The 14978-nt window shown below is 29.7% G+C and carries 15 protein-coding genes and 1 tRNA gene; 6 read left to right on the top strand and 10 right to left on the bottom strand.

Features of this window, described 5'->3' with window-relative positions; translation table 11 throughout:
* Positions 1-20: 20 nt before the first annotated feature.
* The 5 genes from AC15TD_RS14180 to AC15TD_RS14160 form a co-directional block, all read right to left on the bottom strand.
* Complete coding sequence (locus AC15TD_RS14180) at positions 21-653, bottom strand: response regulator (protein WP_484452795.1); 633 nt, start codon at positions 651-653, stop codon at positions 21-23.
* On the bottom strand, positions 640-2307 hold the full coding sequence (locus tag AC15TD_RS14175) for an ATP-binding protein (protein WP_484452794.1): 1668 nt from the start codon (positions 2305-2307) through the stop codon (positions 640-642). The genes AC15TD_RS14180 and AC15TD_RS14175 overlap by 14 nt, the downstream gene beginning before the upstream one ends.
* Positions 2308-2354: 47 nt before the next feature.
* Positions 2355-3551 carry a GNAT family N-acetyltransferase gene (locus AC15TD_RS14170; protein ID WP_484452793.1) on the bottom strand — a complete coding sequence of 399 codons (1197 nt, stop codon included), beginning with the start codon at positions 3549-3551 and terminating at the stop codon, positions 2355-2357.
* Between the two features lie 31 nt (positions 3552-3582).
* Positions 3583-4065, bottom strand: a complete 483-nt coding sequence (locus AC15TD_RS14165) for a DUF1761 domain-containing protein (protein ID WP_484452792.1) — start codon at positions 4063-4065, stop codon at positions 3583-3585.
* A 77-nt stretch (positions 4066-4142) separates the two neighbouring features.
* Positions 4143-6149 (bottom strand): glutamine--tRNA ligase/YqeY domain fusion protein, encoded by a 2007-nt coding sequence (locus AC15TD_RS14160; RefSeq protein WP_484452791.1) that lies wholly within the window; start codon positions 6147-6149, stop codon positions 4143-4145.
* A 140-nt stretch (positions 6150-6289) separates the two neighbouring features.
* On the opposite strand from AC15TD_RS14160, the gene AC15TD_RS14155 reads away from it, so the two are divergent.
* From AC15TD_RS14155 to AC15TD_RS14145, 3 genes are all read left to right on the top strand, one after another.
* On the top strand, positions 6290-6499 hold the full coding sequence (locus AC15TD_RS14155) for a zinc ribbon domain-containing protein (protein ID WP_484452790.1): 210 nt from the start codon (positions 6290-6292) through the stop codon (positions 6497-6499).
* On the top strand, positions 6499-6861 hold the full coding sequence (gene folB, locus AC15TD_RS14150) for a dihydroneopterin aldolase (protein ID WP_484452789.1): 363 nt from the start codon (positions 6499-6501) through the stop codon (positions 6859-6861). Before AC15TD_RS14155 ends, folB begins: the two co-directional genes overlap by 1 nt.
* 50 nt (positions 6862-6911) lie before the next feature.
* Positions 6912-6982: transfer RNA gene (locus tag AC15TD_RS14145), tRNA-Cys, on the top strand.
* 15 nt (positions 6983-6997) lie between these two features.
* On the opposite strand, the gene AC15TD_RS14140 is transcribed toward AC15TD_RS14145, so the two are convergent.
* From AC15TD_RS14140 to rnr, 3 genes are all read right to left on the bottom strand, one after another.
* On the bottom strand, positions 6998-7693 hold the full coding sequence (locus tag AC15TD_RS14140) for a LysE family translocator (protein ID WP_484452788.1): 696 nt from the start codon (positions 7691-7693) through the stop codon (positions 6998-7000).
* A 123-nt stretch (positions 7694-7816) separates the two neighbouring features.
* On the bottom strand, positions 7817-8491 hold the full coding sequence (locus AC15TD_RS14135) for a head GIN domain-containing protein (RefSeq protein ID WP_484452787.1): 675 nt from the start codon (positions 8489-8491) through the stop codon (positions 7817-7819).
* Between the two features lie 37 nt (positions 8492-8528).
* On the bottom strand, positions 8529-10718 hold the full coding sequence (gene rnr / locus AC15TD_RS14130; RefSeq protein WP_484452786.1) for a ribonuclease R: 2190 nt from the start codon (positions 10716-10718) through the stop codon (positions 8529-8531).
* Positions 10719-11341: 623 nt separating this feature from the next.
* Between rnr and rpiB the strand changes: the two genes are divergently transcribed.
* From rpiB to AC15TD_RS14115, 3 genes are read left to right on the top strand one after another with little or no spacing between them, the layout of a single operon-like run.
* Entirely contained in the window at positions 11342-11776 is a 435-nt protein-coding gene (gene rpiB, locus AC15TD_RS14125; protein WP_484452785.1) for a ribose 5-phosphate isomerase B, read from the top strand.
* The gene (locus AC15TD_RS14120; protein ID WP_484452784.1) at positions 11777-12700 is read left to right on the top strand and encodes a cation diffusion facilitator family transporter; all 924 of its coding nucleotides are present in this window, start codon (positions 11777-11779) and stop codon (positions 12698-12700) included.
* A 58-nt stretch (positions 12701-12758) separates the two neighbouring features.
* Positions 12759-13202: a GNAT family N-acetyltransferase gene (locus tag AC15TD_RS14115; RefSeq protein WP_484452783.1), complete on the top strand. Its 444-nt coding sequence runs from the start codon at positions 12759-12761 to the stop codon at positions 13200-13202.
* On the opposite strand, the gene AC15TD_RS14110 is transcribed toward AC15TD_RS14115, so the two are convergent.
* Entirely contained in the window at positions 13199-14602 is a 1404-nt protein-coding gene (locus AC15TD_RS14110) for a T9SS type B sorting domain-containing protein (RefSeq protein ID WP_484452782.1), read from the bottom strand. The two genes, AC15TD_RS14115 and AC15TD_RS14110, sit on opposite strands and share 4 nt — an antisense overlap.
* 35 nt (positions 14603-14637) lie before the next feature.
* Positions 14638-14978, bottom strand: a 341-nt coding sequence (locus tag AC15TD_RS14105; RefSeq protein ID WP_484452781.1) for an OmpA family protein, incomplete at its 5' end; no start/stop codon positions are given.

The raw sequence follows: 14978 nt of genomic DNA, 5'->3' as shown, positions 1-14978 counted from the left end.
TAATCGTAATCGAAATTAGTTTAAATAAGATTTAATTTAGTAGCCTTTTTAATAAGTTCTGCCGTATTTTTAACTTCTAGTTTTTTTATAATATTAGAACGGTGTGTTTCAATGGTTCGAGAACTAACGAACAATTGTAATGCTATTTCTTTGGTTGTTAAACCTTTAGATATAAGTTCTAAAACTTCTTGTTCTTTTTTAGAAAGTATATTTTCGCTTATAGTTTGCTCTGACATGTAGTTAATCATCTTTTCAGAGATTATTGGACTGAAGTATTTTTTTCCTTCACTTACTATACGTATCACCTTAATTAATTCGTCCTGATCTGTATTTTTAAGTAAATAACTATAGGCCCCTTTTTTAGCACATTTCGCAATATAATTGCCTTCATCATGCATAGATATTATTATTGGCTTAACGGATTTATTTAAACTTTTAATTTGATTTAAAACTTCAAACCCATCCATATTAGGCATCGTTATATCTAGTAAAACAATATCTAAAGATGGATTATTTTTAAGAACTTCTATAAATTCTTTGCCATCTCCAACAGAAGCGACTACTTCAATATCGTTGTTCTTTTTAAGTAATTCTTTTAAACCGTTTCTAAAAAGTTCGTGATCGTCTGCTATTACAAGTTTAATGGTTTTCATTTTCTTCTATTGGTAACTCAATTTCAAAAGTTGTTTTTTCTGGTTTTGAATTAATTTGTAACGCTCCATTACAAATTTCAACACGCTCTTTAATGTTAATAATTCCGGAACCTAATTTTATGGTATTCATATTAAAACCATTGCCATCATCAAAATAAAAAAGAGAGATAAAATCATCAAATTCAGACAGTGTTATTCTAATATTGTTAGGATTAGCGTGTTTAAGAGAATTATTTATCAACTCTTGACAAATTCTAAAAATATTAATTTCTTGATTTTTGGTAATCTTGCTTTTAGTTTGCTTGGTTAGGTCTTCAAATTCAATATTAATACTCGATGAGTTGTTGATGCTCTCAATAAAATTTGTTAATGCTGCGCCCACTCCAAAATCGTCTAATGTTGATGGCATTAACGCATTTGACATTAACCGTATTTCAGAAATTGTATCGTCAACAATGGTTTTCATTTCGTGTTGCTGTGTTTTACTCTCAATTTTGTTTTCTATATAAAATTTCAATGAGGTTAAAAGTGGGCCTATACCATCGTGAAGTTCGCGGGAAAGTCTTCGTCTTTCATTTTCTAAACCATCAACCAATTGGCGTTTTGTATTAATACGGTGTTTGTTTTCGTTATTTCTAAATTCTATTAATTTATTTCTCATTTTTATGAGACTTTTGCCTAATAAATCGTTTTGGCTTTTTGGAAGATAATGAGAATTGAGATTCATTTTACCTATTTCATTTGAAAACTTTACTGCGCCTTGCAATGACTTTTTTAAATTATCAAGAGCTTCAAACATTTCCTTAATTTCATTAGAGTTTTTAACAAATACATTCGTTTGTTTATAATCCCCATCAGCCATAATTTTTAAACTCTTTTTCATATTAATGATTGGGTTGGCTATTATTCTGGTAAGAAATAATGATAAAACTATAGCAATGAACGTAATAACACATATTAAACCTAAAAGTCTTAATTTAAGATCTTCTAAAGGCGCTTTAACCTCGCTTTTATCGATTTCAGAAAGTATTACTAAATTAAGGTTTGATAGGTTTATTGCACTATAAACACCATACACATCAACCCCTCTATAATCTTTATAGATTCCTCGTCCCGATTTGCCAGATAATGCGTTTAGTACGCCTTTTGTTTTTACCAATATTTTAAAAGGAATTTTTTCTGGTAAAAATCGAGATTGAGATCTCATATAATAATCGTCTCCAACAAGATAAGACTCTCCCGTATTTCCCATTCCTGTTCTTTCAAGTAAAATACTCTTAATCTTTTTATAGGGTATAACTTTTAATTTTATTTGGTTACTATCAATCAACACCAAGCCAATTGAGGTTTTATTTTGTTTGTGCGATTTGGTTAAGTCATAAATTCCAGAAACAGGAAATTCCTTTTGAGACATCGAAATATTTAAACTATCAACAAAACCTGTAGAAATCGGATTTTGTAAAAACTTTTGCCACTCCGTTTGAATAAAATTCTCTATCTGAATTTTTTTAAGGGTTTTAATAGAGTTTAATTGCTGAAGCACTCTATCGTCTATTACATGAGAGAACTGATTGTAGAATGTAATGGACAAGATTACAACTACTAAAAAAACCAAACTATTTATAATTAATAATATAAGGGTTCTTAGGCTCATTTAATAGATATACGTTTATTACAAAAATTTTATAAATATCTATAAATTTAATCGTTTTTAAAAGGATGCCGTTCTTCCCAGTCTTGAGACGGATTCATAAGGCTAAATATTGGCCTTAAAATAGCATTTACAAAACTATTCGTATATTTTAAATACATAAACATAGGTTCTGCTTTGGCACCAACAGAGCTTTTTATTTCCATGGCTGTTCTGGCATAAACAACCGATTTAAATTTGTTCTTTATGGCATATTCAGCCATATCATAAAGCATGTTTAAATACAATTGATTACTGTGTTGGTGTTCAGCATCATACCCTAAAAAGTAGGTTTCTAAGAACTCGTTATTAATAATTAACGAGTAAAAGCCGATAAGCTCATCATTTAAATAATATCCAAAAACTTTAAAGTCATTTTTTAAATATTCCTTTAAACTTAAAAAATGGTTTTCCGGTAATATAAACGTGTTAAAGGATGCATTGTTAGATACATGTTTATAAAGATTGTAGATAGTCTTTGATTCTTCTTTTAATGCCTTTATATCTAATTCTTTAACAACAATATGGTTTCTTTTTTTTCTAGCCCGATTATATCTGGTTCTATATTTTGATGTCATAGCCTCAATATAATCTTGCTTTGTTAACCAAGTTTCTTTAGTTGACATAATCATATTGGGTTGTACTTTCAATTTATGAAACTTATGAGCGTCAAAAACTTGTTTATGCAAATGAATGGTGTCATTTTCAAAATAATCTTTAAAAAGAATTAAACGTATTGTCTTTTTATGATCTTGTTTTATTCTTATTTGAAGCGCTTTTAAAGCACCAAAAATAGTAGTAATGAAATCAGGTTCAGAAATCTTTTCAGCATTAAAATAAATACCATGTTGGCCTGTATGGGTTAAATTACCAACTACCAAAATATGTCCTTTTAAAACTTTTGAAAGTGTGTTTTGTATTAACTCTTTTATACATGTCGCAGTATCATGCCTAAACATGTCTTTTAAGTATAACTGTACATGCTGAATAACAGCCACGCCAACAAGCTGATTTTGGTTAAAAACTCCAACATAACACATGGCAATAGTTTTAGGTAAAGCTTTTGAAGTGGCTTCTAAATAAGGTATTTGTAAAAAAATATCATGACGCGTTAAATCATTCCATGCTTTTTTTGGAAGTTTAGTAACCGATGTATACAATTTAAATTCTATCAAGACAAAAAAATAAAGACTGAAAACTTTAGTCATCAGTCTTTTATTATACTAAATGATTATAACATTATTTCCAACCACAAACGATAGCTCCCATAATGGTGATGGTTACAATCCAATACCCGCTATTTATTAGAATGTATTTTACGCTTTTTCTTTCAAACAACGCATTGGTTCCAATTATAGGTAGGGCAATTAAAATACCACCCATAAATCCATGTAAAGCCCCATGCTTAAAGGTTCTAAAAGTATCTCCATAATCTGTCATAAAGGCCACATAAGACGGTAGAGCTTTTGTTGGGTCTCCACCAATAGCACCTAAAACACCTGTTTGATGAATTACCAAAAATGACATCGCAAAGGATAACAAAAACGAAAAAATTAAAGACAAAATAAAAATCTTTGCCATATTTCCGTTTTTAATTTGTTCTTCATTTATTCCGGCAGCTTTCATCCAAGCATTACCAAAAACTTTTGGGTTGTACCAAATAAACCCAACAAATAACGCTGAAATTGCAGCGGCAAGAATTGCAATAAAATTAATTTCCATAAGATATTTAGTTTAGTTTGAAATTAAATATAACTAAAATTCTAATAGTAAGATTTATTTAAAATCTAAAAATAAAATTAAACAGCATTCGCTTCGGCTACCAATAGTGGGTGATTACCTACCAAAGCTTTTTCAATAAAAATTTCAATCTCTGTATTCTTTTGAAGTCCGTTTTTAATCAAAACTCCAAGTGTTATCATTACCGCAATGCGTGTTCCTACTTTTTTTAGAGCCGTACCAAATAAAGGCGCTAACTCTTCATAAGTTACATTGTTTGCAAGTTCTTGAATCTCACTTTTTACTTTAAGCTGTTTAGCTTCGGGTAAATTGGTATATTTTTTACCCAATTGCTGAATGACATCAATAGCTTTACGTTGCGATTGTTGTTGCAGTTTTGGTGCTTTTTTTTCTGATGCTTGTTTGGGTTTTTGCTTCGCCCAAGAATCTCTTAATCCAACCGTTTTATTGAACACTAAATGTTTTGAAATAGAATCATGATCAACATTAAAATATCCTAAGCGTTGAAATTGAAACCTATCTCCCACTCTAGCTTCTTGTAAACTTGGTTCCACATAAGCATCTATCAATTTTAAAGACTCCGGATTTATAAATTCTATGAAATCTTTATCCTGATGGCTATCTGGTGCTTCATCCATAAATAACCTGTCATATTCTCTAACTTCGGCCTTTATAGCGTGTTTTATTGATACCCAATGCAAGGTCCCCTTTACTTTTTTAGAAGTATCCTCTGAATACGTACAATGAATTTCTATAACCTCTCCGTTATTATCTTTAACAACACTTTCAGCTTTAATAATATAAGCATTTTTAAGACGCACTTCGCCACCTAATTTTAATCTAAAAAACTTATTACCAGCTTCTTCTTTAAAATCGTCTTTTTCAATATATAATTCTCTTGAGAACGGTACTTTTCTAAACCCAGCACTTTCGTCTTCTTGATTATTTTCAGCTTCTAACCATTCCTCCTCACCTTCCGGGTAATTAGTAATCACTAATTTAACCGGATTTAAAACCGCCATAACGCGCGGTGCTATTTTATTTAAATCTTCACGAATACAAAATTCTAAAAGCGATACATCAATAACGTTATCACGTTTAGCAACACCCACGGTTTCTACAAATTTTCTAAGTGAATTTGGTGTATAGCCTCTTCGGCGTAAGCCAGAAATAGTAGGCATTCTGGGGTCGTCCCAACCTTTTACGATACCACCTTGAACCAATTGAAGCAACTTACGCTTACTCATAATGGTATAACTAAGATTTAAACGTGCAAATTCACGCTGTTTAGGTATTAAAGGATACACGTTTTTACTATAAGCGTACACTTCGTTCTTAAACCAGTCATAAAGCTCTCTATGAGGCTTAAATTCAAGGGAACAAAGCGAATGCGATATTTGCTCTATATAATCACTTTCACCATGTGTCCAATCATACATAGGATAAATACACCATGCATTTCCAGTTCTGTGATGCTGTTTCCTTAATATACGATACATAATCGGGTCACGCATCAGCATGTTATTGTGTTGCATATCAATTTTAGCACGAAGAATATGGTCGCCTTCGTCAAACTCACCATCTTTCATTCCGTAGAATAAATTTAAATTTTCTTCTACGCTTCTATTTCTAAAAGGACCATCGACACCAGGTTGTGTTGGTGTTCCTTTTTGTTCAGCCATGGCATCAGACGACTGCGAATCTACATAAGCTTTTCCGTCTTTAATAAGTAATATCGCCCAATCGTATAATTGTTGAAAATAGTCAGAAGAATACAGTTCTTTATCCCAGCTATAACCCAACCAAGACACATCCTTTTTTATAGCATCAACGTATTCTTGTTCTTCTTTAGCAGGATTTGTATCATCAAAACGAAGATTAACGGGAGCATTATATTTTTCACCTAAACCAAAACTTATACCAATCGCTTTGGTATGCCCAATATGTAAATAACCATTAGGTTCCGGAGGAAAACGAAAACGTAAATCATTTTTATTCATTCCATTAGCTAAATCTTCTTCAATGATTTGCTCTAAAAAATTAAGTGGTTTTTTCTCTTCAGACATGGTTCTTATTTATTTCAACTAAATAAGCTTCAAAATTACGGAAATTCAAGTTATTTTAGCTTATTAAGTTTAAGAAGCGTAACAAATTTTAATTCTTGTTACATACAATTATAAAAACTAATACCTTATAATTTTTTACAATGGAAAATATTAATTACAAGTGTCCAAAATGTAGCAATACAGAATACAAAATAGATGAAATGAGAGCTACTGGAGGCACATTCTCAAAAATCTTTGATATTCAAAATAAAAAATTTACTTCTGTCACTTGTATGCGATGTACATATACAGAATTCTATAAAGCTAAAACAAGTGCTTTAAGTAATATATTTGATTTATTTACAAGCTAATGGGGGTTATAAAAGTTGAAAACATTCGTGTATTTTCGCATCATGGGTGTCTTAAAGAAGAAACAAAAATAGGGAGCGATTACCTTGTAAATTTAGAAGTAGAAGCTGATTTACAAACCTCTGCTATTACTGATAAACTCAATGATACTGTGGATTATGTTTTTTTAAATAAAGTGGTAAGAGAAGAAATGGGTAAACCGTCTTATTTACTAGAAACTGTTGGAAAACGCATATTAAATAGAATTTTTAACGAAGATGCACTAGTAAAAAAAGCAACGGTTTGGGTTAGTAAATTAAACCCACCCATTGGTGGTGATGTTGAAAAAGTAACGATTAAAATGACCGATGAGCGTAAAAAGTAATTAATTGTAAAGAAAAGTCTGAATTTTTTTTACATTTGCAATCAAATAATGGCGTTGTGGCCGAGTGGCTAGGCAGAGGTCTGCAAAACCTTCTACAGCGGTTCGAATCCGCTCGACGCCTCAAAAAAACCTTCAGTTATACTGAAGGTTTTTCTTTTCTAATATTTATTTGTTCCAACTTTTCTTTTATCAGTTCCTTTTCTTTTGGAAAAAAGGCTTGTACTAAAAGCAAGATGCCAAAGCCTAAAATAACAAGTGCTATTATTTTTTTTGTTTTAAAAATAAGTCTTGGTGTTAATTTGTTTTTTAGTTTTTTTGAAACCGCAATTTTAACAAGATCTACTAAAAAATAAGTAATTAAAATAGTTGACAGAAAAACAATAACCCCTTCTTTTGATGCAGATAAAGAGTTGGCAATAACAATAAAACCAACCCAACCGAGTAGTACACCAATATTAATAAAGTTAAGTAAGAATCCTTTTAAAAAGAGTTTTCCATACTTTTTTTGAATATCGATTCTATGATATTCTTTTACAATTTCTCGAAACGATTTTGATGTTTTTATAAAAGAAATTAAACCATAAACCACTAATAATACACCACCAAAAACTAAAAAATTTGGATCGTCTTTTATTTTATCTAATAGTTTATTGGTACTATAAAAAGCAACTATAATAAATAAGATGTCGGCTAACATTACACCAAGATCAAATATTAAAGCACTTTTAAAACCTTTAGTTACACTAGTTTCTAGAAGTACAAAAAATACCGGCCCTATGGTAAATGCTAATATGATACCAAACGGAATGGCTCTTAAAACATCTTCAAACATAAAAACTTATGACTTTACACAAAGTAAAGAAATATTATTGATAGTTTCCTTTTTGAATTCCATGTATGGAAATAAAAAAAGCCTGTTTTAAAAACAGGCTTACATATTTAAAAATATTTAGTATTAATCCATACGTTTTACTCTTCCTCCAAAAACACTACTTTCATTCACGGTTTCTGGATTCCCATAAATAAACACATCACCTCCTGCTCTAATTTTAATATCTACCAGTTTTGAAGCGTTTATATATGCTTCACCAGCGGCATTAATAGATACCTCAGATTTTTCCGTTTTTAAACCTTCACCCTGATAAACACCACCTGTTAATAAAGTTACCTTTTGATTTTTAGACATTCCACTTGCCGTAACAACACCACCTGTAACCGCTTTAATATTTGCATAAGTTACATTTAGTTTTACATCTATTGTACCGCCTTCTTGTGATTTTAAATCAATTTCATACTGTTTAATATCGTCTTTAGAATAAATTTTAGCGCCTTCATTAACATCAAGAATATCAAATGAGGTATAGTATAAAGTGACCTTTGTATCGTCTCCATTAAAAATACGCTCTAAATTCATTTTAATTTTAAGCTTACCACTTTTATTATTCACAAGAACGTCCTGATTATTTTTTCCTGAAATAATCACTTTATTTTCGTTGGATTTAATTAATTCTACCTGTATTAAATCATACACTTTAAGTTCTGTAAATTCTCCAATGGTTTTTTCTATCGGTTTTTGTGCAAAAAGCGTGACCGAAATAAGAATAGTAAGTACTGTTAATAAACGCTTCATTTTTTATTTTTTTATAATAACGTAAAGTTATCAATAATTATTCCTCTTTTTTTGCTATCAGATTAAAATCTAAGTGTTTTTTAACTAAATCGGTGTTTTTAACTTTAACAACCACTTCATCACCAAGTTGATAGATGTTTTTATTATTTTTTCCAACTAAAGCGTATTGTGTTTCATCAAATGCATAATGATCATCTTTCATATCTCTAACACTTACCATACCTTCACATTTATTAGCAATGATTTCTACATAAATTCCCCAGTCTGTTACACCAGAAATAACACCTAAAAACGCTTCATTTTTATGGTCTTCCATAAACCTAATTTGCATGTATTTTATTGAGTCACGTTCTGCTTTTGTAGCCAGATTTTCCATATTACTGGAATGGTTACATTTATCTTCGTAAGCATCTTCATTAACCGATTTTCCGCCATCAAGATACAACTGAAGTAAACGATGGGCAATTACATCTGGATACCGACGTATCGGAGATGTAAAATGACTATAATAATCAAATGCTAACCCATAATGTCCAATATTATGTGTCGTATATTCAGCTTTACTCATAGTACGAATCGTTAAAGTATCCACTAAATTTTGCTCTTTTTTACCAACAACTTCCTGTAATAAATGATTTAACGAAGCTGTTGTTGATTTTCTATCTTTAAAATTTAGTTTGTAACCAAACTTAGAAACAATACCTTGTAAATTAGCTAGTTTACTAACATCTGGTTCATCATGAACACGATATATAAAGGTTTTTTTAGGAGATTGCTTCCCTATAAATTCAGCTACTTTTTTATTAGCTAATAACATAAACTCTTCAATTAAATGATTAGCATCTTTACTGGTTTTAAAAAAGACTCCTATAGGTTTCGATTGTTCGTCTAAGTTAAATTTCACCTCTACTTTATCAAATGAAATAGCACCATCTTTCATACGTTTTAAACGCATTATTTTAGCTAGTTCATCTAACTTTAAAACAGCTTGAGAAACTTCTAATATTGTTTGATACGCTTTACCTGTTAATGACACTTCTTTAGGAATATTATTAGTACCAGATTCTATAATAGCCTGGGCTTCTTCGTAAGAAAAACGCGCATCAGAATACGTGACGGTTCTACCAAACCATTGTTTTTTTACTTGCGCATTTGCATCAATTTGGAAGACTGCTGAAAAGGTAAATTTTTCTTCATGTGGTCGTAATGAACAGGCGTTGTTTGATAAGACTTCAGGCAACATAGGTACCACGCGATCTACTAGATACACAGAAGTGGCACGTTCGTAAGCTTCATCGTCTAAAATAGTGCCTTCTTGTACGTAATGCGATACATCGGCAATATGAATTCCTATTTCGAATAATCCGTTATTTAAAACTTGAAACGATAAAGCATCATCAAAATCTTTCGCATCTTTAGGGTCAATCGTAAAGGTTAATACATCACGCATATCTCTACGCTTTGCTATTTCTTCTTTCGTAATTGACGTATCTATTTTATTCGCAAATTCTTCAACTTCCCGAGGAAATTCATATGGCAAACCATATTCTGCTAAAATAGCATGAATCTCTGTGTTATGTTCACCAGGTTTTCCTAAAACCTGCAACACTTTACCATAAGGAGAATCAGCTTTTTCCGGCCAATCTTCTAAAGACACTAATACTTTATCACCATCTTCAGCCTTATTTATTTTATTAATAGGTACAAATATATCTTTGTACATTTTATTACTATCAGGAATCACAAATGCATAATTACTGTGTATTTGAATAACACCAACATAATCACTCTTAGCACGTTTTAAAATTTGAGTAATTTCACCTTCCATTTTTCCACGCTTACGGCGTTTGTACACATAAAATTCTACTTCATCACCGTTTAAAGCTCTGTTTATATTATTAGATGCAATAAACACATCATCATCAAAGTCATCACTAATAATGTAGCCCGATCCTTTATGTGATAAATCGAGAACACCTGTATGATATTCAGTAGTTATAATCGCTTTAAATTTACCACGTTCAACTTCTTCAATTTCTTTTTGAGCTGTTAAAGCGTGTAATTTTTTTATGATTTGGTTTCTACTACTAGCATCGTTTACTCCTAATTTGGAAGCAATTTGTTTATAGTTAAAACTTTGGTTTCTTTCTTTTTTTAAAATACTAAGAATGGTATTTGTAAGGTTTGAAATCTTATTTGACGATTTCGTTTTTTTCTTTCTTGTCATGTAATATTTGTAATCATTTCTATTTCCTAAGATATTGGAAATTATTTTATAAAATAGCGCTTTTTAGGAGAAGAGATGCTATTTATTTTTTACAAAGTTACAATTAAATAATTAAAGCCGATTTTTTAAACACTATATTTAATTTAATCAACTTATCAACCTTATATAATATATATCTATTTTCTTTTTAAAATTTAAAAAAATAATGATGCTTATTATAGGGTGTGAATAGCGGTATAACTTTTTTAACATTTATTTTGATTACAATAAATTTACATTCTATTAATAGGTAATTAACAACTTATATTATTTTAAAAGGTTCATTTTTAATATATTTATATTTTATATAAACAGTTGTTAACAACTAAATTTCACTAGGTTTTATTTATAACTATTTTAATATTTAATGTTGGTATCTATTAAAATTTATCTCATACTTTTAATAAAAAAAATGATTTTAAAATTAGGAACTTATTCTTTAATATTTGATTAGAAAATTAATTGAATTCACCATACTTTAGTTATATAAATTAGTAACCAGTTATTAACAGTTAATCAATAGTGTTATAAACTTAATTTTAAGTGTTATTTAGTACCTTTACGTTTTTAAAAATATATAAATTATGAATATATCAATAGGAAATGATCATGCTGGTGTTGAATATAAGTATGCTATTATAAAGTATTTAGAATCAAAAGGTTATCATGTTAATAATTACGGTACGGATACCGAGGGGAGTGTTGATTATCCTGATTTTGTACATCCGGTTGCTAAAGATGTAGAAGAACATAAAGTTGATTTTGGTATTATTATTTGTGGTAGCGGAAATGGTGCTAATATGACAGCTAATAAACATCAAGGTGTACGTTCTGCTTTATGTTGGAATAAAGAAATAGTCACTCTTGCTAGACAGCATAATGATGCAAATATTTTAAGTATTCCAGCACGGTTTACAGCTTTACCACAAGTAATAGAAATGGTTGATACCTTTTTAGAAACTCCTTTTGAAGGTGGCCGTCATCAAAATCGTATTAATAAAATACCTTTATCTTGTTAAATGAGTAATATACATTCTCATTCTTATAATCATACACATAACCATCCTCATTTAAAAGGTAGAAACTTATTTCTTTCTATTTTTTTAAATATTATAATTACAGTTGCTCAAGTAATTGGAGGATTAGTTTCTGGAAGTTTATCGTTATTAAGTGATGCTCTTCATAATTTTACCGATGTTTTATCACTATTAGTGAGTTATTTAGCAACTGTTTTATCAAAAAAATCAGCATCATTACATAAAACGTTCGGATATAAGCGCGCAGAAATTTTAGCTGCTTTTGTAAATGCTGCTACATTAATAATTGTTGCTATTCTGTTAATAAAAGAAGCTATTATACGGTTTCAAAATCCACAAACTATTGAATCTGGATTAGTAATATGGTTATCACTATTAGGAATAATAGTTAATGGTTTGAGTGTCCTATTATTAAAAAATGATAGTAAAAAAAACATGAATATGCGCTCTGCATATTTACATTTATTAACCGATATGTTAGCGAGTGTCGCGGTTTTAATAGGTGGTTTATTAATGAAATTTTATGAAATATATTGGATAGATAGTGTTTTAACCTTAGTGATTGCTTTATATTTAATTTGGGTAGGATTTGATTTATTAAAAGACTCGTTTCAAGTACTTATGTTGTTTGCACCTGAAAGTATTCCGGTTAAGGAAATTGTAAAGTCTGTTCAAGAACTTAAAGATGTTAAAAATGTGCATCACGTGCATGTTTGGCAATTAAACGAAGAGGAAACCCATTTTGAGGCCCATATTGATTTTTATGAAGATATTACCTTATCTCAATTTGATTCGATTTTAACCAAAATTGAAAATCTTTTATTTAAAAAATTTCAAATTAATCATGTTAATATTCAACCGGAATATGGTAAATGCGGTCCAAAAGATATTATTGTTCAAGATTAGTAAGAATTATTATTTCCACTCTTTTTAAAAGTTTTGTAATGATTAAAACAATAGAAGCATGCTAAAAATAGAAGTAAAAACTTTTGAAGCGTTAACAAAGCAAGAACTCTATGATTTACTTCAATTACGAAGTGAGGTTTTTGTGGTTGAACAAGATTGTGTGTATCAAGATGTAGATGGGAAAGATCAAAAAGCACTTCACGTTTTAGGGTATAAAGAAACTAAGCTTGTCGCTTATACACGATTATTTAAACCTGGAGATTACTTTAAAGAATCTAGTATTGGTAGGGTAGTGGTTTCAAAAAATGAACGTCATTTTAAATATGGATATGATATTATGACATCTTCAATACATGCGATTAAACAATATTATAACGAAACATTAATTAAAATTTCTGCGCAATTATATTTAAAATCGTTTTATAATAATTTAGGTTTTCAAGAAATAGATGAGGCGTATCTCGAAGATGATATTCCGCATATAGCGATGATTAAAACTTAGCGTTTTAAAGTAAAATGTCCTTTTTTTGTTTCACCTGTATTAAATGTGATAACATACCAATAATCATTAGTTTCCATTGGTTTACCATTATAAGTACCGTTCCAACCTATTCCGTTTGGTTGTAAGGATTTCAATAGCTTTCCGTAGTGATCAAATATTGAGATACCATTAATAGTATTCGAAAAATCTTGAACCATCCACATATCATGATTACCATCATTATTAGGTGTAAAATATTTAGGAATATAATAAGATTCAGAGGTAATTAATACATTAAAACTACTTTCATTACTATCACAAACCGTTTCGTTATAAATATATATTGTTTGTGAACTGTTAATAGTTTCTCCTGTAAATAAAGGTGTTCCTGTTCCACCAGATTCACTAAAATAATCACCATTTTTTAGTAATGGAAGGGTATAACTTAAACCTAAAAAATCTTGCAAAGAATCAACATTTACAAAACTGCTGCAATCATTTTCAGAAACAGCATAATTTGTAAATGATAACGGATTCCATGTAGTATGGTTGCCAGAAGGGTTGTCTACAATTACACAATTTAAGTTTGGGTTATTAGAAAAATTAAAGATGATAATATTGTTGTTATTTCCATTTTTAATATTTAAGCGACACAATTGGTTGTTTATGCAATCAATTTCAGTTAAGGATGAATTTTGAGATAAATCCAAGTATGTTAAGTTATTAAAACCAGTATTTATAAAATATAATATAGGGTTGTTACTGGTGTCTAATATGCTTATTTGGTTATTGCTACAATCTAGATATGAAAGATTACTATTTTGAGTAATATCTAAAGATGTTATTAGATTGTTACCGCAATAAAAAAAGTTTAACGTACTATTATTACTGGTATTAATAGTAGATATTTGATTGCTTTCAAATGCTAAAACATTTAAACCTGTATTGTTTGTAACATCTAAACTGGTTAAAAGATTATTACTACAAACTAATGAGATAAGGTTTGAGTTATTAGAAACATCTAAATTGGAAATTTGATTGTTTTCGCACCACAATATTTGTAAATGAGGTAAAAGAGAAACATCTAAAGCATTAATAAAATTATTACTACAAAATAATTGGGTAAGATTTGTATTATTAGATACATCTAGATTGCTAAGTAAATTATCTGAACAATTTAAAACCGTTAATGCTATAAAATCCTCTATTCCAGTAAGATCCGTAATATTTTTTAAGTTAACATCTAAATCTGTAATGGTATTAATATTTGCTGAAGGAACAGCATCATCCAGTGGACCAGAATCATAACCCAAATCAATTAAAGCTTGTTCAAAGTTATCATCTGGTACAAAGGTTTGAGATAAGCTTTTAGAGCTTATAAGAAGGAAACAAAAAACACATAGAATTACTTTAATATTCAAATGAGAGTGTATTATGTTTATTATAAACGTATGAATTAATTATTATTTACATAAGTAATTAATATTTCAACGCGTCTATCTAATTTGGGGTCACCGCCTAACGGAAATAAACGTCTTAAACCCACATATTTCATTCTTTTTTTATCAACGCCTTTTTTAGCAAAATAATCATAGACATATTTAGCTCTGGCTACAGATAAATTTCTTTTTTTTGTTTTTCTATCAACCGCATCTCTACTATATTGAGTACAGCACACATGCCCTTGAATGGTAAAATAAATATCTTTTCGTTCCACCAAAGATTTAGCAATGTTTTCCAAGATTTTTTTTGATTGTGGCATCACAGTGCTATAGCCGGTTTTAAATAAAATATTTT

This window comes from Yeosuana sp. (genome assembly GCF_057126245.1).
This window is presented reverse-complemented; position numbering and strand designations above follow the sequence as displayed.